Consider the following 20,947-nt stretch of genomic DNA (forward strand, 5'->3'; position numbering starts at 1 on the left):
GCTCCGGGGTGGGTGACTCCCTTCCGCCGCGTCGCGCGCAACCGGCTCGCGAATCTTGTCCCGATGATATGCGGGAGCGGAGGCAAGGAGCCATCACCTCTCCATCCGGGAGAAAACCATGAAGCACTCAGTATCGATCCTGTCCCTCGCCGCCATCGGCCTCGCGATCCATGGCAGCCTTTCGCCCGCCACCCACGCCGCCGTGAAAGGCGCGAAGCCCATGCCCCTCAGCGAAGGCTGGACCAGCGACTTCGAGGCCGCCCGCAAGCAGGCGGCCGCGGAAAACAAGAACCTGCTTCTCGACTTCACCGGTTCCGACTGGTGCGGGCCATGCATCAATCTCAAGAAAACCATCCTCGGCAAGGATGCCTTCAAGCAGGGCGTGAAGGACACCTACATCCTGGTCGAACTCGACTACCCGCGCGACAAGTCGCTGCAGACCGAGGAGACCGTCCAACAGAACCGGGCACTCGCCCAGCTCTACTCGATCAAGAGCTTTCCCACGGTCCTCTTGACGGATGCCGAAGGACGTCCCTTTGCCCAGATGACCGGTTTCGGAATGGAGCCGGAGGAGTATGCCAAGGAGGTCAACGAGAAGATCTCCGCCCTCACGCGTCGCGACGAGGCCCTCGCCAAGGCCAGAGAACTGGAAGGCCCCGAGAAGGCGAGGGCATTGTTCGAAGCCCTCGAATCCATGAAGCTGAGGGACGAGCATATCGCGAGCTTCTACGGAAACCTGATCGAACAGATCAAGGAAGCCGATCCCGATGACGAATCGGGCGCTACCCGGGCACTCGGGATGCGGAAGAAGCTGAGCGAACTGTTCGCCGAGCTGAAACCTCTGGGGCGCGCGTCGAAAATGGACGAGGCCCTGGCCTTGTTGGACGATGCCCTCGCCTCCGGTGACTTCGAGGGCGAGATCAAGCAGCAGGTCGGCTACGAGAAGGTCCGGGTCCTGCGGGCGATGAAGAAGAACGACGCAGCCATCCAGGCGGCGGAGGAAGCGGTGGCCATCGCTCCCGATGGCAAATGGGTGCGCCTGTTGGAAGGAATCAAGGGCCAGCTTGAGAAGGAAAAGAGCTCCGAGTGAGGTCCGGTCTTTCGGCCTTCTCATACCGGCTTTTCCCGATTGCCCGACGAAATGGAATTCACCGCCAAGACGCCAAGGTCGCAAAGGTAGGAAGAATCGAAGAGCCATCGGTCGAGGCTTTGCGTCCTTGGCGTCTTGGCGGTTCCATCCTCCTCATTCGGCGATCGCCCACTTCGCCGACGAGCCAACCCGGAGCATGCACGATTCCTCTCTTCGCATTTTCCCGGCCAGCGGCCGGATGATCCGGCAGGTGCCGCCGACGCCGCTCGTGCCGGTGGAACTCGACCCCGTGCTCGGGCCGGTGTTCTGCAAGCTGGAGTTCCTGAACCCGAGCGGCTCGACCAAGGACCGCATCGCGCGCCACATGCTCGAGAAGGCGTGGCGACGGGGTGAGCTGAACGAGGGCGACACGGTGGTGGAAGCCTCCAGCGGCTCGACCAGCATCGCCCTCGCGCTGGCCTGCGCCCAGATGGGGCTGCGCTTCGTGGCCTTCATCCCGGATTCGGCCAGCGCCGAGCGTGGCCTGATGATCCGGGCCTACGGAGGGGAGGTGCGACGGGTCGAAGGCGGCATGCGGCAGGTCCTCGACGCCGCCATGGAAGCCGCCGCCGAAAATCATTGGTTTGCGACCCGGCAGTTCGAGAATCCCGACAATGCCGAGGCCCACCAGCGCGCCACCGGCCCCGAGATCCTCAGCCAGATGGAGTGCGGGTGCGTGGACGTGGTGGTGAGCGGCGTGGGGACCGGCGGCACCCTTTGCGGGCTTTGGTCGGCCTTTCACGAGGCCTGCTGCAAGGTCACCGCAGTCGCCGCGATCCCCTGCGAGGGCGATGCCTTCGGCAGCAACGCGGAGTGCTGCAGCGTGACCTTCAGCAAGGAAGTCCCGGGCGTCATCGAGTGCCTGTCGAAGCTCTACGATGACTGGAAGGCGAAATGCCCGCCGGGGCGACTCGAGGAAGTGCTGATCGATGAGCGGGAGTGCCTCGAACTCACCCGGCGGCTCTGGAGCCAGGGCTTCCCGGTGGGCCCCAGCTCGGGGCTCAACTACGCGGCGGCGCTGGAGGCGAAGCGCCGCCACGGTCGCGAGGCCCGGGTCGTGACGGTGTTTCCCGACCGCATGGAGCGCTACTTCTCGCACCGGGTGTTCCAGCACCTGAGATCGGGGAGGGGAGGATGGGGCTGAAGCTCCGCAGCTTGTCCCGCTGGCACGAACGCAGGTTCAAGGAACGGGGGAAGGAATCCCGCCTGCCGGGTGGGCGGGGGTCGACGAGGGGCACTGAATCAGCTGTCCTGGAAATGGAAATAGTTGATGGAGGGGTTCCGGATTGATCACCAGTACGGGTGGTGGTCTGGTCCACGCCGATGCCTTTCGCCACGGCTGTCATCGTGCGGATCCTTGGCACCCCCCTTCCAATCCCGGTCGTCAGAGCTCCTCATGTCGATCTCGGATGCATTTTCGGCAGTCAAATAGCGCATCAACCCATGAACTCATCCAATCACGCCCCTGCTTTCGCCCGCGACGGTTTCGTGAAAGTCAATGCCCTGCTGCAGGCCGCTGAGGTGGATCGCCTGCTTGCCTTGTATGACCGCTTCCTCGACGGTTCGATCAAAGTCGGCTCGATGCGGGCCGACCTCGGCGCAGGAACCGACCGCAAGGAGGGGGCCACCCTCCACTACAGTCGCGGCAATACCACTCCCGGCCACCGCCGCGCCCTGATCCTCAACTTCCGGCCGACGGAGATGATCCGGCTCGAACGTGAACTCGGGTTCGATCACGGGAAGAGTGACAACACCCGCCGGAATCGCAACAAGGCGACGGAATGAACTCCAAACAGTTGATCCACGCCACCCTCCGCGGCGAAAGCGTGCCGCGACCCGTGTGCGGCCCGCTTGCCTGCCATTTCTGCGGGCGTTACTACGGCGTCCCGCTCAAGGATTACACGCTCAACGCCGACACCCTGGCCGACTGCGTCATCCGCTACCATCATGAGTTCCGCCCTGATGCGGTCTGGATCTCGGCCGACACTTGGATCACCGCGGAGGCCATGGGAGCTGCGGTCCATTTTCCGGGTGACGATCAACCGATGTGCGGCCATCCCGAGCCGACCTACCGCAGCATCGAGGAACTCGCCAAGATCCCCGCTCCCGATCCCACGAGCCTCGGCCGGCAGCCGCTCATGTGTCAGGCATTGCGCAAGGTGGTCCGGGAGATCGGCGACGAGACCTTCGTGGTCGCCTGCATCGACCAGGCGCCCTTCTCGCTCGCCTGCGCCCTGGGCGGGATCAACGAGATGATGATGGCGACGGTCGCCGACCCCGACTTTGCGCGGGCGCTGCTTGAGAAATGCACTGAGCATGTCGTTGCCTACGCGCAGGCTCTCGCGGCGGAAGGTGCGGACATGCTGAGCACCGGCGACTCGCCCGCCGTCATGCTCGGGCCGGCCACCTACCGGCAATACGCCCTGCCCTTCGAGCAGCGTGTCTTCGAAATCCTTCGCGACACGACCCGCTGCAGGCTCTCGCTCCACATCTGCGGCGACTCGACCGAGATCCTGACCGACATGGCAAGCTCCGGAGCCGACGTGCTTGAGCTCGACTACGGTGTCGATCTCGGCCACGCCTGTGATGTTCTGCCGGAGAGCATTGCGATCTGGGGGAACATCAACGCCGTTTCCCCGCTCTACAACGGGTCGCCCGTGGAGGTGCGGGCCGCCGCCGGGCAGGCGCTCGAGGCGGCACGGAGAACGGGGCGCAAGCGATTCGTTCTCAGCTCCGGATGCACCCTGGCTCCCGACACGCCGGGAGACAACCTCCACGAACTCATCGACTCCGCCGTCGCGCACCCCGGAGGCGAAACGTGGCAACGAAGAGCAAGGTAACATGCCACCACCGACCAGGCGGATGATCAAATCATGATGGGATTCCCCACCCAATTTAAGGGGGCTCCCGGGGTGGGAGGAAGCTTGGGGACCGGCGGCACCCTTTGCGGGCTTTGGTCGGCCTTTCACGAGGCCTGTTGCGAGGTCACCGCAGTCGCCGCGATCCCCTGCGTGGACGACGCTTTCGGCAGCAACGCGGAGTGCTGCAGTGTGACGCACCGTGTCTTCCAGCACCTGCGATAGGTGCTTGGAGGAGAGGCGAAAGCGATACTTCGATTGCCTGTGCTAACAATGGCAACAGATACCTCGGAGCTTTTGGATTGAGAGTCCGCTTGTTTCCGGTCACCACGCCATAGTTTCCTGTCAATCGAACCCCACGGCAAACCACAAACCCCACGGCACACCATGTTCCAGACCACCAACCGCCTTCCAGCCATCGCCGCCGCCTTGTTCGCCGGCTCGCTATGCTCCAACGCCGCAGTGCTTTTCCAGGACGATTTCAGCGGCTTGGTCGGTGACAATTTGAACGGCACGACTCCGGACGTCACGCAGGGGACCACCGCGTGGGTGGCCGATACGGAATACAAGGCGGATGGCAGCGGGGAGGCGACGCCGGATACGAACCCCTCGATCCGCGCCTATCTGACGCTGGGCTCCCTGATCGACGACAACCGCGGCAACGCCGACGCCATTTACACGCTCTCGGCCACAGTCAGCGTCACGGCAGGGACGAGCGGGCAATGGCACGCCATCGGCTTCTGGGACAACGATACACCGCCCGAGAATTTCGGCAGCAACGTCAGCGGGTCTGGCACCGCGGAAGGCACCGCCTGGATGCTTCGCCGGGACAACGCTGAATTGCGCGTTTTCAGAGGTGTTGGTACAGGTGGCGGAATCGGCGAGTCCACGGCATCGCCAAACAACGCTGCCGGCACCGTGGATCTTCAGGTCGTCCTCGACCTGAGCGATTGGAACGGCATCGACAACTGGGGAAGCGTGACCTATTTCGCGAAGCTGTCATCGGTATCCACCTACACCGAGATTGCAGCCGGCGAACTCGACGCCGCGAACTCGACCTTTCAGGCGGTAGGCATCGGGGGTGGGCTTGTTGCTGCTGACTTCGACTCCTTCGAACTCTCACAGATCCCTGAGCCCTCGTCTCTTGGCCTGCTGGGCATCGCCGGGGTCTCGCTGCTGATGCGTCGCCGGCGGCAGACACGCTGACCTGCCGCGATCCCGTGCCGCAGTGAGAACCCAGACCCTTTCCGTTGTGGTGTTTCGGCTCGCCTTTACGCTGATCGCCTTGGCAGGCCTGACGCCGCAGGCGCATGCCGAAAGCGCCTTGCTGGCGAAGGTGCGGGACGGGGATGACGTGAAGGTCGTCCTGCTCGGCACCAGTCTCACGGACAACGGGACCTGGCCGGCGTCCCTCCAAACCTGGCTCACCAGCGAGTCGCCCGGGCCGGGAACGGTCACCGTGGTCAATCGCGCCGCGGGCGGCGAGGCCTCGGATCACGGCCTCGCCGTACAGACGCCCGCCGCCCTTTTGGACAACCCGGACTGCGTGTTCATCGAGTTTTCGATGAATGACGCGGCCACCTCGAAGAACATCACCCTGCAGCAGTCCGAGGACAACCTGAACGCGATGATCGACGCCTTCGTCGCCCAGAACCCGGACGTCATCATCGTCCTGCAGACGATGAACAACCTGCCTCCGGACACCTCGCCCTTCAGCCCACGGGTCAACCTGAACGGCTACTATCAAATCTATCGCGACGTCGCGGCGGCCCGGGGCGCGATCCTGATCGACCATTATCCGAACTGGCTGGACCTCTACACCAACGACCTCGCGACCTGGCAAAGCTACATGGAAGATGCCGTGCACCCCAACCCACTCGGACAGGACCAGGTTCTTTTTCCTGAGCTGCAGGCGGTGCTGGGGCCTCCGGCGGCTCCTCCATCCGTCTCCGACACCCTGATCTTCCAGGATGACTTCGACGGCGCAGGCGGTAGTCCTCTCGATGGCACCACGCCGGATGTCACCCAGGGCTCCACGGTCTGGGTGGCGGATGCCGAATACGAGGCCGATGGCTCGGCGTTGATCAACACGGAGAATCCATCGCGGCGTGCGTATCTGACTCTGGGAAACCTGATCGACGACAACCGTGGCAACGCGGACGCGCTCTACACACTCTCGGCCACGATCAACGTCCCGCCCGGCACCACCGGCATCTGGGAGGCCATCGGCTTCTGGAACAATGACACACCGCTCGAGAATTTTGGTACCGGCGGAGGCGAATTGGGCGGCCAACCGCGCGGCACCGCCTGGATGCTTCGCCGGGACAACGCTCAAATCCGTGTGTTCAGGGGCGTCGGCTTGGGTGGCACACTCACCGAGTCCACGGCCTCGCCGAACAATGTGGCCGGGACCCTCGACTTCAAGGTCGTCCTCGACCTGACCGACTGGAACGGCACCGACAACTGGGGAAGCGTGACCTATTCCGCCAAGCTGTCCACGGACTCCACCTTCACCGAGATCGCCGCCGGCGAACTCGACGCTGCGAACTCGACCTTCCGGGCGGTAGGCCTGGGCGGCGGCACGGTGGGAGCACAGGTTTCTTCCTTCGAGCTGACGAAGCTCAGCCTCGCGCCGCCGGAACTCGCCGACTTTTCCTACGACGGCACGACCGGCAACGCGGAGGTCCGGATCATCGGGGCGGCCAATACCCGCTACAAGTTGGTCCGTGCCGACGACCTCGACTTCGCCACCCCGGACCAGGACCCGTTGCCCTTGACCGGCGCGACGGTCGGCGGCCTCGATGGCGGTGGAGTGATCACGGACCCCGGCGGCAATGCGACGGTGCAATTCAACCTTGGCACCGGGGCGTCCGCGTTCATTCGGGCTGAGGAACAGCCCTGAGGCTCCCTTGTCCGCCGAGCCGCAAGGCCTTCGGCCCTGGGCCGTCTTTTCACAGCAACGCCATTCGCCATACCCCACAAGATGCCACGCCGAATTCCATCCGCCCGCCTCGTCTTGGCGAGCCTGCTCGCCGGGCTCGCCCTTGCCAATGGAGACGAGATCCTTGTCCAGGATGACTTCAGCGGCTCGGGCACCAGCCCCCTGAACGGCACCGCCCCCGACATCACCCAGGGTGCCGCCTCCTGGGTGGCGGATGCCGAATATGCGGCCGATGGTTCGGCGACGTCCGGCCAGGCATCGCGCCGCGCCTACCTGACTCTGGGAAACCTGATCGACGGCAACCGCGGCAATCCCGACGCGATCTACACGCTTTCGGCGACCCTCGGCGTTTCGTCCGGGACCGGTACCGCCTGGGAGGCCATCGGTTTCTGGAACAATGACACACCGGCCGAGAATTTCGGCAGCAACGTCAGCGGGTCGAACACCGCGGAGGGCACCGCCTGGATGCTGCGCCGGGAGAACGCTCAGATCCGTGTTTTCAGGGGCGTCGGTTTAGGTGGCACACTCACCGAGTCCACGGCCTCGCCGAACAACGTGGCCGGAACCCTGGACTTCAAGGTCGTCCTCGACCTGACCGACTGGAACGGCACCGACAACTGGGGCAGCGTGACCTATTTCGCCAAGCTGTCTTCGGACTCGACCTACACCGAGATCGCAGCCGGCGAACTCGACGCCACCAACTCGACCTTCCGCTCGGTGGGCATCGGCGGCGGAACCACCGGCGCGGATTTCGCCTCCTTCGAGCTGTCCAAGTCGGAGGCTCCGACGATTCCGGATCCTCCGGCACCGCGCTTGGCGAACTTTTCCCACGACCCCTCCAATGGCAACTCGCAGGTCGAGATCCTGGGGAAACCCAACACCCGCTACCAACTCGTCGAGTCCGAGGACCTCGATTTCAGCCGCCCGGACCTGCCGACCGTGCTTCTCACCGGGGCCACGGCGGGCACCCTCGAGGTAAGCGGCGACCAGGTTGTCACCGATGCGACGGGCCGCGCGCAGGTGTCCTTCCGGCTCGCGACGGGCAAGAGCAGGGATTTCATCCGAGCGGAAGAGGTCGGCATCGCCGGGCCGAAATACTACATGCCCGTCGCCGCCGCCGATCCCGTGACGCTGAATTACGATGTGGCCGTCTATGGCGGCACCTCGGCCGGGGTGACCGCGGCCATCCAGGCTGCGGACATGGGCAAGAGCGTGGTCCTGCTTTCCTTCAACCGGCACGTCGGCGGGTTGACCTCCGGTGGACTGACCGCCACCGACCTGGGTGACCAGACCTCGATCGGAGGGCTGGCGCACGAGTTCTACACCCGCATCGGCGTGTTCAAGGATTTCAGCCCCTCGGCGGCGGAGGCCCTTTATCTCACCATGCTCGACGAGGCGGGCGTGACCGTGCTCTTCCGCCGCTGTCTCGAGTCGGTGGCGATGCAGGGCAACCATATCGGTTCGATCACCATGGAGACCGGGGAAACGATCGGGGCGGACATGTTCATCGACGCCACCTACGAAGGCGACCTGCTGGGGGCGGCCAACGTCTCCCACCACGTGGGCCGGGAGCCGGAGGCCACCTACGGCGAATCGTTCGCGGGCCACTGGAAATTCGGCGATGCCAACATGGAGGACGTGTACCAATTCTGCCGCCTGCCGATCAGCCCCTACGTGGTCGCCGGCGACCCGGGTTCCGGCCTGCTGCCGGAGATCATGACCGACCCGGCCGGCACCCCAGGGCAGGGCGACCACCGGGTGCAGGCCTACAACTTCCGCATGCATCTCTCCAACGCGGCCGGGCGCGTCCCTTTCCCGCAACCTGCGGGCTACGACCCCGCCCGCTACGGCCTCTTGGCACGCTTTCTCAACGAACCGGGCATCACCTGGACGCTCTCCCCCACGCGGGCCCCCATGACCGACGGTCCGGTGCAGATGCGCAACGGCGACTCGAACAACGCCGGCAGCTTCTCCTCGGACTACGCGGGCGGCAGCAACCGCTGGCCCGACGGCACTTTCGATTCCGCCGCCTTCTCCACGCTCCCGGCACCGCGGCGCGGCCTGCCGGTTGCGCTCCATGAACTCTATCTCCTGCGCGAGGACCTTTTCCAGGAGCATCTCCGCTACCAGCAGGGATACATGTATTTTCTCGCCAACGACCCGCAGGTTCCGGACGAGCTTCAGGATCGGGTCAATGCCTGGGGACTGCGGGCGGACGAGTTCGTGCAGACCGCGAACTGGCCGCACCAGCTCTACATCCGCGAAGGGCGCCGCATGGTTTCCGACTACGTCATGACCCAGGCGAACTGCGAATCGACGGTGACCGTCGCCGACTCCGTGGGTCTCGGATCCTACGCCATGGATTCGCACATCTGCCAGCGGGTGGTGGTTGAGGAGGACGGGGTCACCACCGTCCGCAACGAAGGCTTCCTGATCAAGGCCGTCCCCCAACCCTATCCGATTTCCTACCGCTCGATCGTCCCCACGGAGAGCGAGTGCGACAACCTGCTGGTGCCCGTTTGCCTCTCCGCCTCGCACGTCGCCTACGGGTCGATCCGCATGGAACCGGTGTTCATGATCCTCGGCCAGAGTGCCGGGACCGCCGCGGCCATCGCCAGCGACAGCGGCATTTCCGTCCAGGCCGTCGATTACGCCGACCTCGAACCTCAACTACTGGACGACGGGCAGAAACTGTAGTACGACCACTCGCCCCCGCGCGCCAGGCCTCCATGATCCGAAAGCTCCTGCTGCTCCTGCTTCTCGTCGCCCCGCTCGCCGCCCGCCCGGCCCTCGACAAGCCGAATCTCGTCGTGGTCTTCCTCGATGACTGCGGCTACGGTGACTTTTCCCATACCGGCAACCCGACCATCCACACGCCCCATGTTTCGCGAATGGTCCGGGAAGGGCTCAATTTCCCCCAGTTCTACACCGCCTCGCCCGCCTGCACGGCGGCGCGTTACGCCCTGCTCACCGGCCGCAATCCCGCCCGCTCGGGACTTGGAACCTGGGTGCTCAACCCCAACGCCGCCAAGCACCTCCACCCGGACGAGATCACCCTGGCCGAGGGGCTGAAGAACCGCGGCTACGCCACCGGCTTCTTCGGCAAGTGGCACCTCGGCAACCCGAACCCGAGCAATGGCAACACCCCGAACAGCTTTCCGCTCGCTCACGGCTTCGACCTCTGGGAGGGGACCAACGTTTCCAACGACTACAATCCCGGTGCCAACCTGATCCGCACCAACCCCGGCGGCACCGACCCGATCGCCGGTTATGAGATGATCGAGGAGAACATCTGCTTCAAGACCGCCATCCACGAGGACCTCACCCGCCGCTACCGGGACTGCGCGGTCCAGTTCATCCAGGACCACAAGGACGAGCCGTTTTTTCTCTACGTGGCGCCCAACATGCCGCACCTCCCGGTCCATGCCTCCGATGCATTCAAGGGGATCTCGCTGCGCGGGCTCTACGGCGACTGCATCGAGGAGATCGATGCCATGATGGGCACTCTCCTCGCCACGCTCGAGGCCGAAGGCATTGCCGAGAACACTCTCGTCATCTTCACCTCCGACAATGGCCCGTGGATTCGTTTTCAGGACACCGCGAGCCATACGAAATACGGCGAGGCCCGCCTGCTGGTGGGCTCCGCGCTGCCGTTCCGCGACGGAAAGGGATCGACCTGGGAGGGTGGGGTGCGGGTGCCCGGCGTCTGGTACTGGCCCGGCACCATCCCGCCGGCCTCGGTCGTCCGCCAACCGGCCTCCACCTTCGACATCCTGCCGACCGCCTTCACGCTCGCCGGTGAGCCGCTGCCGACCGACCGCACCCTCGACGGCCGCGACATCCGGCCCTACCTCAATCCGTCCACCTTCCCGGGGAGCGTGTCCGACTTCGAGTTCATCTACACCGGCGCCTCCAACAACCAGGTCTATGGCGCCCGCAAGGGACCGTGGAAACTCCACACCAAGCTCTACTCCCAGACCGGTGACGACTACGGTTTCTCCGCCTCCGTGGCCAATCCGCTTCTGTTCAACGTCGAGCAGGATCCCCACGAGCGATTCAACGTGGCCGGCAGCCACTCCGCCGAGGTCGCGGAACTCCAGGCCCTCCGCCAGGCCTTCCTCGATTCCGTCGCCAGTGAGGGCACCTTCTGGGATTAGGCCAGTATGGAAACGATTCGCTCCTGCGCACAGCTCTCCGGCATAACCTCCCGGCTCGTGCGTTGCCTGCTCTTCACCGCCGTCCTTCCTGGGGTAGCAAGGGAGCTCCCGTCGGCCGCCACCGACTCCTTCAGCACCGCTGGAGAGCCCATCGCCTTGGAAATCCGGCGCAGTCAGCCGCCGGTTTACCGCAACCCGGAGCATTTGCGGAGATACATGGACGATGCCATGACCTTCGCCCATTCGGACTGGTCGCGGGAAGGCTCTCCCGTCGGCAACGGCCGGCTCGGCGCGATGGTCTTCGGCGACCCGCTGAATGAACGCATCCATTTCAACGAACTGAGCCTGTGGACGGGAGGCGCCGAGGACTACCCCGGATACGATTTCGAACCGTTCGGCAGCTACCAGAGCTTCGGCGACCTCTTCATCGAGATGGACGGCGAGGGGGAAGTCGAAGATGACTCGCGGGTTCTGGACCTCTCGACGGCGACCCACCGCACCCGCTGGACCCGCGATGGCGTCAAGTTCCAGCGCGAGGTCTTCGCCAGCCATCCGGATGAGGTGATCGTCGTCCGCATCACGGCGGATCAGCCCGGAAAGGTTGCGGGAACCGTTCGGCTGCAAGGTGCCCACGGCGAAACAAGCTTTACGAAAGGCAACCGGATCCGCTTCCGCGGAAAGTTCTCCAACGATTTGCGCTACGCGGCCTCGGTCACGGTTCTGAACGAGGGAGGCGAGATCAAATCGCGTGACGGCCGACTCAGCTTCACGGGAAATGCCGCCACTCTGATCCTGGCGGCAGCGACCGACTATGCCCTCGATCCATCCAGAAATTTCCGGAATGGGATCGATCCGCTCGTCGCCATCGCCAGTCAGACCGAGGCGGTGGTGGGGCAGGATCCCGGGGCGCTGCGCGAGCGTCATCTGCGCGATTTCCAGTCCCTGATGGGGCGGGTCGAGTTGGATCTCGGTGCCGCGCCCGCGGGGCTTTCGATCGACGAGCGCCTCGACGCCTACCGCGCGGGAGCCGAGGACCCGCATCTGGAAATGCTGCTCTTCCAGTTCGGGCGGTATCTGTTGATCTCATCGTCGCGGGATTTCCTGCCGGCCAACCTCCAGGGCGTGTGGAATGAGATGAACGATCCCGCTTGGTGCTGCGACTACCACACCAACATCAACCTCCAGATGAATTACTGGCCGGCCGAACCGGCCAATCTGGCGGAGTGCGCCAAGCCGCTTTTCGATTGGATCGAGGCGTGCATCCCCACCAACCGGGCGGCCACCCGGAAGGCCTTCGGGGACGAGACCCCGGGCTGGACGATGCGCACCATGGTCAACGCCTTCGGCGGCGCCATGGCGACCTGGAACCTGCCGGCCTCCGCATGGTTCGCGCGGCACTACTGGGATCACTACGCCTTCACCCAGGACCGCGAATTTCTCGCCCGAACCGCGTGGCCGGTCCTGGAGGAAGTCTCGGGCTTCTGGCTGGGCCATCTGGTCGAGCGGGACGGCAAGCTGGTCGTGCCCAATGACTGGTCGCCCGAGCACGGTCCGCGCGAAGACGGGGTGGCCCATGGCCAACAGCTCGTCTGGGATCTCTTCACGAACACCCTCGAGGCGGCCGCCGTGCTGGGAATCGACACCGCCTTCGTCGGCCGGGTGCGCGAGGCGCGGGACCGACTGCACGGACCGCAGATCGGTTCCTGGGGTCAGTTGATGGAATGGATGACCGAGCGACCGCAGCTCGAAAAGTCCGGCCACCGCCACACCTCGCACCTGTTTGCGGTGTATCCCGGGCGTCAGATCTCGGCCACGGGCACGCCGCAGTGGGCAGAGGCGGCGAAGGTTTCGCTCACCGCCCGCGGCACTTCCGGCAACTCCCGCCGTTCGTGGACCTGGCCGTGGCGGTGCGCGCTCTGGAGCCGTCTCGGCGAGCCGGAACGAGCCGGGGGGATGATCCGCGGGCTCGTGACCCACAATCTGCTGCCCAACCTGCTCGCCACCCATCCACCGTTCCAGGTGGACGGCAACCTCGGGATGACCGCCGCCATCTGCGAGATGCTCGTGCAGAGTCATGCGGGAGAAATCTCCCTCCTGCCTGCGGTTCCGGTGAAATGGAAGCGCGGTTCATTCGCCGGCCTCCGGGCCCGGGGCGGATTCGAGGTCGGCGCGAGCTGGGACGAAGGGGGCATCACCGGGGCCTCGATCCATTCCCTGAGCGGCGGACCGGTGAGCCTGAGGCTGCCGGTCGAAACAGACCAGGTTCACTGCATCGACGAAGCGGGCGGGACCCGTGTCACGGTGAGTCCCGATCCTGGCGGGGTTTTCCGCTTTTCCACCCGGGCGGGGTCGCGCTACCGGGTCGAGTGGTGAGGGGAGGGGCGCCTGAAGCCCGGGGGATCACAGCCAGAACCGTGCAATCTGTCCTAAAAATGGACTCAGTTGCTTGGTGATTTTCCAATTGAGAGACGCGCCTCCTGGCCGGCATTGTGCTGGGAATTCGCTGACATCGCCCCCATCCGTCGAGCCTGGCGGTCCGGGGGCGTGATCCGAAAGTCATTTCCTGTCCGAAGCCATCTCGTCGAAAATCATCCGACCATGAAAGTCAAAGCAAGCTTGCTCGCCCTTGCCGTCGCCTTCGGCACGACGGGCGCTTCTCCCGGCGAACTCACCAGCGTTCTCGATTGGACGGGTGACTCCGACAACACGGGGGACTCGATCACGACCACCACGCCTGCGGTCGTCCTCGAAGGTGCAGGCACACTCGGCCAGCCGGGTGCTCCTGACGGCACCCAACTCGTCAACATCAGCAACGGCATCTACGACCCCGAAGATCCATTGAGCCCGTCTTACGTTCCTGCTCCGGACACTCCTTCCGGCTACTCGGGAGGTTTGCAGGCTTACTCTTTCCTCTCCGAAAATGTCGGCAGTACGACCGCGGGAGGTAACAACGATCCAGCCCCGGTGATCATCTTCGATCTCGGGGCGGACACCATCATTTCCGGCTACCAGATCTGGAACTATCGGGACGGAACCTTCTCAAGCAACATGCTGGAGGATTACGCTCTGAGTTTTGCGACGGATGCGGAGGGCACCGCCAGCTTCGGGTCGTCCATCGCCGATATCAACGGCACTGCCAGCACCGCGAACACCGACGGCCTGCAGAGTATTGCAGCGGTGACCGCCCGTTACATCCAGTTCACGCTGTTGTCCCGTCATTCCGGCAGGAAGGTGGGGGTGGAGGAGATCCAGTTCGACTTGAGCGCCATCGGGGGACCCTCCGCCGACCTTGCCTTGGCCGACTTCAGCTACGATCCGGGCGACGGCAGTGCCGAGGTGAGCATCACGGGTGCCGCCAATACCAACTACAAACTGGTCGAGGCTGATGACCTGGATTTTTCGAATCCGGACCAGGATCCGATCCCGCTGACCGGTGCCAGCGTTGGAACCCTCAACGGCAACGAGGTGACCACCGACGGCAGCGGCAATGCCACGGTGCAGTTCAACCTCGGCACCGCCAAGTCCGCCACCTTCCTCCGGGCGGAGGAGGTGCCCGAGTGAGGAAGTAATCGGGCCTCCTGAACAACGAGCAATCTCCCGTCCACGGTCAATCCATCGAATATCCAAGTGAACCCATTCGAATCATGAAATTCACTTCAACCACCCCGTCGCCAATCATGAAGCCAACCTTGTTCCTCTCGATTCCGGTGTTTTCTAGCCTTGTTCTCGTAGCGGCACCACTGGCTTCGGCCGCAGTGATCTACCCGAGTTCCGCAACGACGGACGGCGGGACATCGTCGTCATTGTTCGACGTCTCGAACCTTTTTGACGAAAGTGTCACAGGTCCGGGCGATACGCTTCCAGGCACCGTGAGCAACAACAACATCGCCTATGTTAGTGCAGATCCGCCGACCGGCGGTTTTCCGGTGACCATCACGGTCGACTTCACGGAGGCCGTTGACCTGAGCGCCTTCTATCTTTGGAATATTTCGCACAATACCTCAGACAATCCACGTGACCGCGGAGTCCGCGATTTCTCGCTGACCTTCTATGATGGCGCGGGTGCGACCGGTAGTCAGATTGGTACGGTATACTCTGCCACTGCGGCCATCGGGCCATTGAGCGGAGTAGCCATCCCTTCGCAAACCTTCACTTTCGCAAGCGCCTATGAGGGGGTGCTATCGGTGGAGTTCAAAATGATCAACAATCAGGCGGATCCGACCCGCTGGGTCGGTGCCCGGGAGATCGCTTTTGCTCCCGTTCCGGAACCGTCGAGCAGTCTGCTTGGCGGGCTTTGTGGCGTTGCACTGTTGCTGCGCCGCCGCCGCAGCGTGTAGCGACGCCCATTCCATGGAGCCCCATCTGCGCCCTCTATTCGAGCCAACGGTCTGGTGGGGCACCCATCCAACCCGGAGTATCTGCCGAATTGCTTGGCGGTCGTGGCTTGCCGAACTTGGTCGGCTTCGGACGGCGGCAGAAGCGGTGGAGGGGCCGGACTTGTTCGTCGTTTGGAAGCGGGTGAAATCGTGCTCTCCAGGAGCACGGACCTGAAGTTCATACAACCCCCAGACTTGTGAAACCGAATCGGCTCTGCCATCGCCAGTGCTTTTCCCGTCGTGCAACTGGAGGCGGGTTTGGCATGTTCGCTGCCGCCTGCATCGCGTGGATTCTGGGTGGGGTGGACTGCCATGGTGCGGATATCGCGGCCGATGGAAATCAGAGGATTCACGGAATTTTGATCTCCGGCAGCGGGAGTCAGCACTGGCCGCAGACGCGGGACTTTCACGACCTGCTTGTCAATGACTACGCGGCCGATCCTGCCGATCTGCACGTGTTGATCGCCGATGGGAAGGAACCGGACACCTCCGCGGAGATCGTGGACGGCATGGCCACCCGCGAGACCCTGGGTGCCGCGTTTGCGAAGATTGCCGCTGAGATCGACGAGGACGACTTGTTCCTTTTCTACGTCGAGTGGCACGGCAAGGGGTATGTGGGTCGCATCCCCGAGATCAAACGCAACGCGGCCTATCACGGTTTTTTCGGCAGCCCGCCGTTGATCGCCGGGGAAGGGGACGAGAAGGACTTCAAGGAATCCGAGCTGAACCTGTCGCTTTTCTGCGCCGCGGGCGGGCTCCTGACCGGTCGCGACTTTCACTACGGCATGGGGGAATGGGGCGTCGCCTATTATCCCCGGTCGAAAATGGTCCGCTATCGGGTCATGAGCCATTTCGGGGATGTTCAGGTCGCGGGCATGGGCAAGCTGAGTGACTCGGATGTACTTCTCGAGCGCTTCACCGACTACACCCTCGGCGATCACAACAAGAACGGGAGGATCGAGAAGGACCTCGGCGAAGTCTGGGATCCGGACGGCGACGGCAAGCCGCCATGGGATCCGGAGACGGGCGAGTTCGACGAGGATGACTGGGGGGAGATCGACAAGTTCGAGGACGACTGTTCCTCGGGCGCATGGCACTCGAAGCTTGGCGGTGTCAAGTTCACGGTCTGGGACGCCGGCCTGGACAACCGGGCGGACATCGACATCAACCCCGGCGAGCAGCTCGAGGTCGATGGAACCGACACGGACAACGACGGCTGCATCGACGGCTTCGATCTCAACGACGACGGCGACATGGACGATTGGGTGTCGGTGCACGAAACCATCCAGATCCATCGCGACGAGCTGATCGACGACGAGGTGCGGGACTACGCCGACACGATCACGAAGGGGACGAAGGTTTTCCTCATCAACTCGTGCTTCGGTGGTGGATTCGTGAATGACCTTTCCTCCGACAACACGATCATCCTTTGCGGGTCTCCCGAGGAATGCAGCGCCAGCGCCCAGGTCATGCCGAAGAAGTTGATCGAGGCCTTCGGGGAGAAGTTCGATCAGGCGGATGCCGACGGCGACGGCATGGTGAGCTTTCTGGAGGCGTTCAACTATGTCTGTGTCCGCCGCCAGTCGGGTTCCGGAGGCGGCTTCTATCGCTTCCAGTACGACGATAATGGGGACGGCATTTCCCAGGAAGGGCTGCTTCCCAAGGGAGGCGATGGTACGCTGGGGAGCCGGGTGGGTCTTCGGAAAACGGCGAAGGCAGGAACCGATCCCGATACGGAGCGGGATGGGCAGGGAGGGAGTCCGACGGAGCCGAACGTGCAAAACTAGGTCCGACTTCCTTTCCAACCCACTTGCAGGCCCCCATTCGGAATACTCACCGTCTTATGAAACCTACCCTGATTCTCGCCTTGGCCGGAGCGGTCGTGACCACCGTCCATGCGGCCGAGGTCCTCCACTACTGGGACATGGACACCGTCGATGGCGGGGGCGTTCCGCTCGATGTGGTCGGCGGCCTCGTCACCACCGCCGGCGCCAATCTCGATCTCACCCACACCGCCTACGGCCCCGCCGGGGGTTCCGGGGGGAACTACCTCCGCACCGACATTGGTGTCTTTGGCGTCCCGCTGACGGCGGAGGTTCACGACGGCACGACCGCCACCGCACTGGTTTTCCCCGGCAGCTTTTCCTTCAGCTACTGGTCCTACGAGGACTCCACCGATGGGAGCGGCTCCGGTCCCCGCACCTTCGATTGCCTCAACGGCACCGACACGGGCCTGCAGTTGAGCACCACCACCTCCGGTGGCCTGAACTTCCGCATGGATGACGACGCCGGCAACGAGGTGCTGAGCAAGGACGAGACCAATCCCGATCCGACGCAGGCGGATGACGCCTGGACTTTCGTGGTCGTCAACGTGGACCGAACCCTCAATCAGGCGGAGATCTTCTTCAACGGCAGCTCGCAGGCCACCTACGGTATTGCCGCCCTCACCGGAGTCATCTCACCCTCCCAGGATCTGGAGATCGGGGTCATCAATGGAGGTGACTTTACCAGCGACATCCAGACGGCGGGTCTCGACGATCTTGCTTTCTACGACGGCCTGCTCAGCGTCCAGGAGATCGCCGACCTCTACGCCGGGACCATCACGCCCGCCGACCTGGACAACGGCACCACCGTGCCTCCTCCCGCCGCGCCCACCGGTCTCACGGCGGTTGCGGGCGACGGCATGGTCGCCCTCGACTGGGACGACAACACCGAACCGGAACTCGCCGGCTACCGTGTTTACAGCCGAACCGGCGCGAGCACGTTCCAACTCGTGGCCACCCCGACGGTGAGCGAGTTCACGGACACCGGCCTGATCAACGGACAGACCTACACCTACTACGTCACGGCGATCAAGACCGGCAGCGCCCAGTCAGAATCCAGCAACGAGGTCGATGCCACGCCTGAAGGCGACAGTGTGCCCGGCCTGGCCAGCCCCACCGGTCTGACGGCGGTTGCCGGCAACGGCACGGTCACGCTCGACTGGAATGACAACACCGAACCGAATCTGGCCGGATATCGCGTCTATCGTCGGACCGAAGCCAGCGAATTCCAGCTCGTGGGCACCCCGACTGAGAGCTCTTTCACCGACAACGGCCTGCACAACGGGCACCGCTACACCTACCACGTGACGGCCAGGAACACCGGCAGTGAGGAGTCGGCTCCCAGCAGTCAGGTGTCTGCCGCGCCCGAGACCACCGGGGACGATGCCCTCGCCAATCTGAGCGGCTCACAGTTCGAGGACTTCGCTGGGTTTCCCCATCTCGCATCGCTTCCCGCCGACCTTGAAGTCGATGGCGACGGGGATGGAGATCCGGACAATATGGAATTTGTGTTCGGCTCCGACCAAGCCGATCCCGCCAGCCGCGGCTCCTCCACGATCGCCTTGGGACCCGGCAACGGCAGCCCGCCGGTGCTCGCCTACCACGAACGCATCAGTTCCCCGGGCGTCCACGCCGAGGCATCCTACTCGACCAACCTCGAGAACTGGTCGACCGGCTCCCTCACCGAACTCGGACGCACGATTCTGCCGGATGGAGCAACCGAGGAAGTGACCATCCGCCTCGACGACCCGATCCTGTTGAACGCGCCCCGGGTCTTCGTCCGGATCACGGTCACCGACGACCTCTACGTCCCGCGCTTCGCCATCGTGCCGGAAGCGACCACCCCCTCGACGGTGTCCATGACCGCCGGTCAGGCGGATCTCGATCCGCGCACGGTGGAGTATTTCTTCGAAGCCGTCTCAGCGGGCGGCAACGATTCCGGCTGGCAGCGCAGCCGGCTCTACATCGATTCCGGCCTCGCCGCCGGCGGCACCTACGCGTACCGGGTCAAGATCCGCCGCGTCGACCCGGCCGACGGCACCCCGGTGCCCGGGAGCGAAACGGAATTTTCGCGCATCGCATCGGCCAGCACCCCGTCTGCCGGAACCCGCCCCAACATCATCGTCTTCATGGCCGACGACCTCGGCTACGAGTGCTTCGACATCTACGGCGACTCGGACCACCAGACGCCGCAGATTACGCAGATGGCGGCCGAGGGGATGAAGTTCACCAACTTCCATTCCCAGCCCCTGTGCACCCCGTCGCGGGTGCAGATCATGTCCGGCCAGTACAACCACCGCAACGGCACCACTTTCGGCGACTACGAGGCGGACAAGTGCTTCGGGACGTTTTTCAAGCAGGGCGGCTACGTCACCTGCGTGGCGGGCAAGTGGCAGCTCGACTATCGGACCAGCGGCGATCCCGCGACCAATCCGGCCCTGCCCCAGCGGGTGATCGACCTCGGCTTCGACGAGTTCCTGCTCTGGAACATCAGCGGCGGCAGCTCGTCCTACTACGGCAGCCGTTACTGGAGTCCGAAGCTTTACACCAACCCGGCCACTCCCGGCGGCAACTTCACCGTCATCGACGGCACCAGCGAGCAGTACGGGCCCACGCTGGTCCGCGAGTTCATCAACGGCTTCATCACCAATGCCGCCGACGCCTCCGAGCCCTTCTTCGTCTATTGCCCGCTCATCGACCCGCACGACCCCTTCGTCACGCCGCCCGGCTTCTCGGGATTGTCGACCAACAAGGCGAAGCACGAGGCGATGGTCGAATACATGGATGAGAGTGTCGGTGCCACCCTCGACCTCATCCGGAACACCCCGGCTCTCGCGGACAACACTCTCGTGATTTTCACCAGCGACAACGGAACCAACGCCGGGATCACCACCGTCTTCAACGGAGCGAACTACCAAGGGGGCAAGGCGGGGACCTTCGATCCCGGAACCCATGTTCCCTTCGTGGCATGGGGTGCCGGCATCCCGGCTGGCTCCGTCTGCGATGACCTGGCCGACCTGACGGACATCCTGCCGACGATCTGCGACGTCGCGGGCGTCCCGATCGACGAGGACTACGTAATCGACGGCCGCAGCCTGCGATCGCAACTCCACGGGCGCAGCCGCGACCCGCGGCGCTGGGTTTACGGCTACTACTACGACAGCCGGTTCAGCAGTCGTCGCAGCGCCTGGGTGCGCAACAAGCACTACAAGCTCTACGCCTCCGGACTCGATTATACCGGATCACCGTATGTCGGAGCCACTGCCGGAAAACTCTATGATGTGATCAACGATGAGCGTGAAACCTCTCCGCTGCCGGACCCTCCGGCAGGATCACGGCTCGAAGTCCTGAAGAACGAATTTCAGGCCGTCCTCGACCGGATGGAAGTGGACAGCGATCCGGGCGAAAACTGAGCGTCGGCGACCTGCGAAGACGAGACGCAAGTGGCCACCATCGACTTGCCAGCCCACTCGAACTTACAGTTGGTGCCCTCATTGCCCTGAAAAGTCGAGACAGGCCCCGACATGGGGGACATGGGAGGGCACAAGGGTCATGAGGCTCAGGAAGTTAAGAAAGATTGTTGGATTTGGGAGCAGGATGTCGTCAGTTCGAATCTGGCCGCCCCGACCATCGGCCCCTTTCTCCGGCTTGCCCGGGGACAGG

General features: G+C 64.0%; 13 protein-coding genes. All 13 read left to right on the forward strand.

Going from position 1 to position 20,947, the window contains the following annotated elements:
• Window positions 1–118: 118 nt before the first annotated feature.
• The 13 genes from ACG2LG_RS07210 (at window position 119) to ACG2LG_RS07270 (ending at window position 20,697) form a co-directional block, all read left to right on the forward strand.
• Window positions 119–1,090, forward strand: a complete 972-nt coding sequence (locus ACG2LG_RS07210) for a thioredoxin family protein (RefSeq protein WP_396257656.1) — start codon at window positions 119–121, stop codon at window positions 1,088–1,090.
• Window positions 1,091–1,286: 196 nt separating this feature from the next.
• Window positions 1,287–2,273 (forward strand): PLP-dependent cysteine synthase family protein, encoded by a 987-nt coding sequence (locus ACG2LG_RS07215; RefSeq protein ID WP_396257658.1) that lies wholly within the window; start codon window positions 1,287–1,289, stop codon window positions 2,271–2,273.
• A gap of 299 nt (window positions 2,274–2,572) precedes the next feature.
• Window positions 2,573–2,914: a hypothetical protein gene (locus tag ACG2LG_RS07220; protein ID WP_396257659.1), complete on the forward strand. Its 342-nt coding sequence runs from the start codon at window positions 2,573–2,575 to the stop codon at window positions 2,912–2,914.
• Window positions 2,911–3,969, forward strand: a complete 1,059-nt coding sequence (locus ACG2LG_RS07225) for a uroporphyrinogen decarboxylase family protein (RefSeq protein WP_396257660.1) — start codon at window positions 2,911–2,913, stop codon at window positions 3,967–3,969. Before ACG2LG_RS07220 ends, ACG2LG_RS07225 begins: the two co-directional genes overlap by 4 nt.
• A 405-nt stretch (window positions 3,970–4,374) precedes the next feature.
• Window positions 4,375–5,193: a PEP-CTERM sorting domain-containing protein gene (locus ACG2LG_RS07230; protein ID WP_396257662.1), complete on the forward strand. Its 819-nt coding sequence runs from the start codon at window positions 4,375–4,377 to the stop codon at window positions 5,191–5,193.
• 22 nt (window positions 5,194–5,215) lie between these two features.
• Window positions 5,216–6,889 (forward strand): SGNH/GDSL hydrolase family protein, encoded by a 1,674-nt coding sequence (locus tag ACG2LG_RS07235; protein WP_396257664.1) that lies wholly within the window; start codon window positions 5,216–5,218, stop codon window positions 6,887–6,889.
• An 81-nt stretch (window positions 6,890–6,970) separates the two neighbouring features.
• On the forward strand, window positions 6,971–9,625 hold the full coding sequence (locus tag ACG2LG_RS07240; protein ID WP_396257666.1) for an FAD-dependent oxidoreductase: 2,655 nt from the start codon (window positions 6,971–6,973) through the stop codon (window positions 9,623–9,625).
• A 32-nt stretch (window positions 9,626–9,657) separates the two neighbouring features.
• On the forward strand, window positions 9,658–11,085 hold the full coding sequence (locus tag ACG2LG_RS07245) for a sulfatase (RefSeq protein ID WP_396257668.1): 1,428 nt from the start codon (window positions 9,658–9,660) through the stop codon (window positions 11,083–11,085).
• Between the two features lie 57 nt (window positions 11,086–11,142).
• Window positions 11,143–13,458 carry a glycosyl hydrolase family 95 catalytic domain-containing protein gene (locus ACG2LG_RS07250; RefSeq protein ID WP_396257670.1) on the forward strand — a complete coding sequence of 772 codons (2,316 nt, stop codon included), beginning with the start codon at window positions 11,143–11,145 and terminating at the stop codon, window positions 13,456–13,458.
• Window positions 13,459–13,683: 225 nt separating this feature from the next.
• Window positions 13,684–14,646: a discoidin domain-containing protein gene (locus ACG2LG_RS07255; RefSeq protein WP_396257672.1), complete on the forward strand. Its 963-nt coding sequence runs from the start codon at window positions 13,684–13,686 to the stop codon at window positions 14,644–14,646.
• Between the two features lie 83 nt (window positions 14,647–14,729).
• Window positions 14,730–15,422: a PEP-CTERM sorting domain-containing protein gene (locus ACG2LG_RS07260; protein ID WP_396257674.1), complete on the forward strand. Its 693-nt coding sequence runs from the start codon at window positions 14,730–14,732 to the stop codon at window positions 15,420–15,422.
• A 398-nt stretch (window positions 15,423–15,820) separates the two neighbouring features.
• A complete protein-coding gene (locus ACG2LG_RS07265) occupies window positions 15,821–17,248 on the forward strand; it encodes a hypothetical protein (protein ID WP_396257676.1) in 1,428 nt (475 codons plus the stop codon).
• Between the two features lie 56 nt (window positions 17,249–17,304).
• The gene (locus ACG2LG_RS07270; protein WP_396257678.1) at window positions 17,305–20,697 is read left to right on the forward strand and encodes a sulfatase-like hydrolase/transferase; all 3,393 of its coding nucleotides are present in this window, start codon (window positions 17,305–17,307) and stop codon (window positions 20,695–20,697) included.
• The last annotated feature ends 250 nt before the right edge of the window (window positions 20,698–20,947 follow it).

It is taken from the genome of Haloferula sp. A504, assembly GCF_044385805.1.
Lineage (GTDB): Bacteria > Verrucomicrobiota > Verrucomicrobiia > Verrucomicrobiales > Akkermansiaceae > Haloferula.

Coding starts and splice junctions, on each gene's coding strand:
- ACG2LG_RS07210 (WP_396257656.1), top strand. CDS start 119: ATGAAGCACTCAGTATCGATCCTGTCCCTCGCCGCCATCGGCCTCGCG.
- ACG2LG_RS07215 (WP_396257658.1), top strand. CDS start 1,287: ATGCACGATTCCTCTCTTCGCATTTTCCCGGCCAGCGGCCGGATGATC.
- ACG2LG_RS07220 (WP_396257659.1), top strand. CDS start 2,573: ATGAACTCATCCAATCACGCCCCTGCTTTCGCCCGCGACGGTTTCGTG.
- ACG2LG_RS07225 (WP_396257660.1), top strand. CDS start 2,911: ATGAACTCCAAACAGTTGATCCACGCCACCCTCCGCGGCGAAAGCGTG.
- ACG2LG_RS07230 (WP_396257662.1), top strand. CDS start 4,375: ATGTTCCAGACCACCAACCGCCTTCCAGCCATCGCCGCCGCCTTGTTC.
- ACG2LG_RS07240 (WP_396257666.1), top strand. CDS start 6,971: ATGCCACGCCGAATTCCATCCGCCCGCCTCGTCTTGGCGAGCCTGCTC.
- ACG2LG_RS07245 (WP_396257668.1), top strand. CDS start 9,658: ATGATCCGAAAGCTCCTGCTGCTCCTGCTTCTCGTCGCCCCGCTCGCC.
- ACG2LG_RS07255 (WP_396257672.1), top strand. CDS start 13,684: ATGAAAGTCAAAGCAAGCTTGCTCGCCCTTGCCGTCGCCTTCGGCACG.
- ACG2LG_RS07260 (WP_396257674.1), top strand. CDS start 14,730: ATGAAATTCACTTCAACCACCCCGTCGCCAATCATGAAGCCAACCTTG.
- ACG2LG_RS07270 (WP_396257678.1), top strand. CDS start 17,305: ATGAAACCTACCCTGATTCTCGCCTTGGCCGGAGCGGTCGTGACCACC.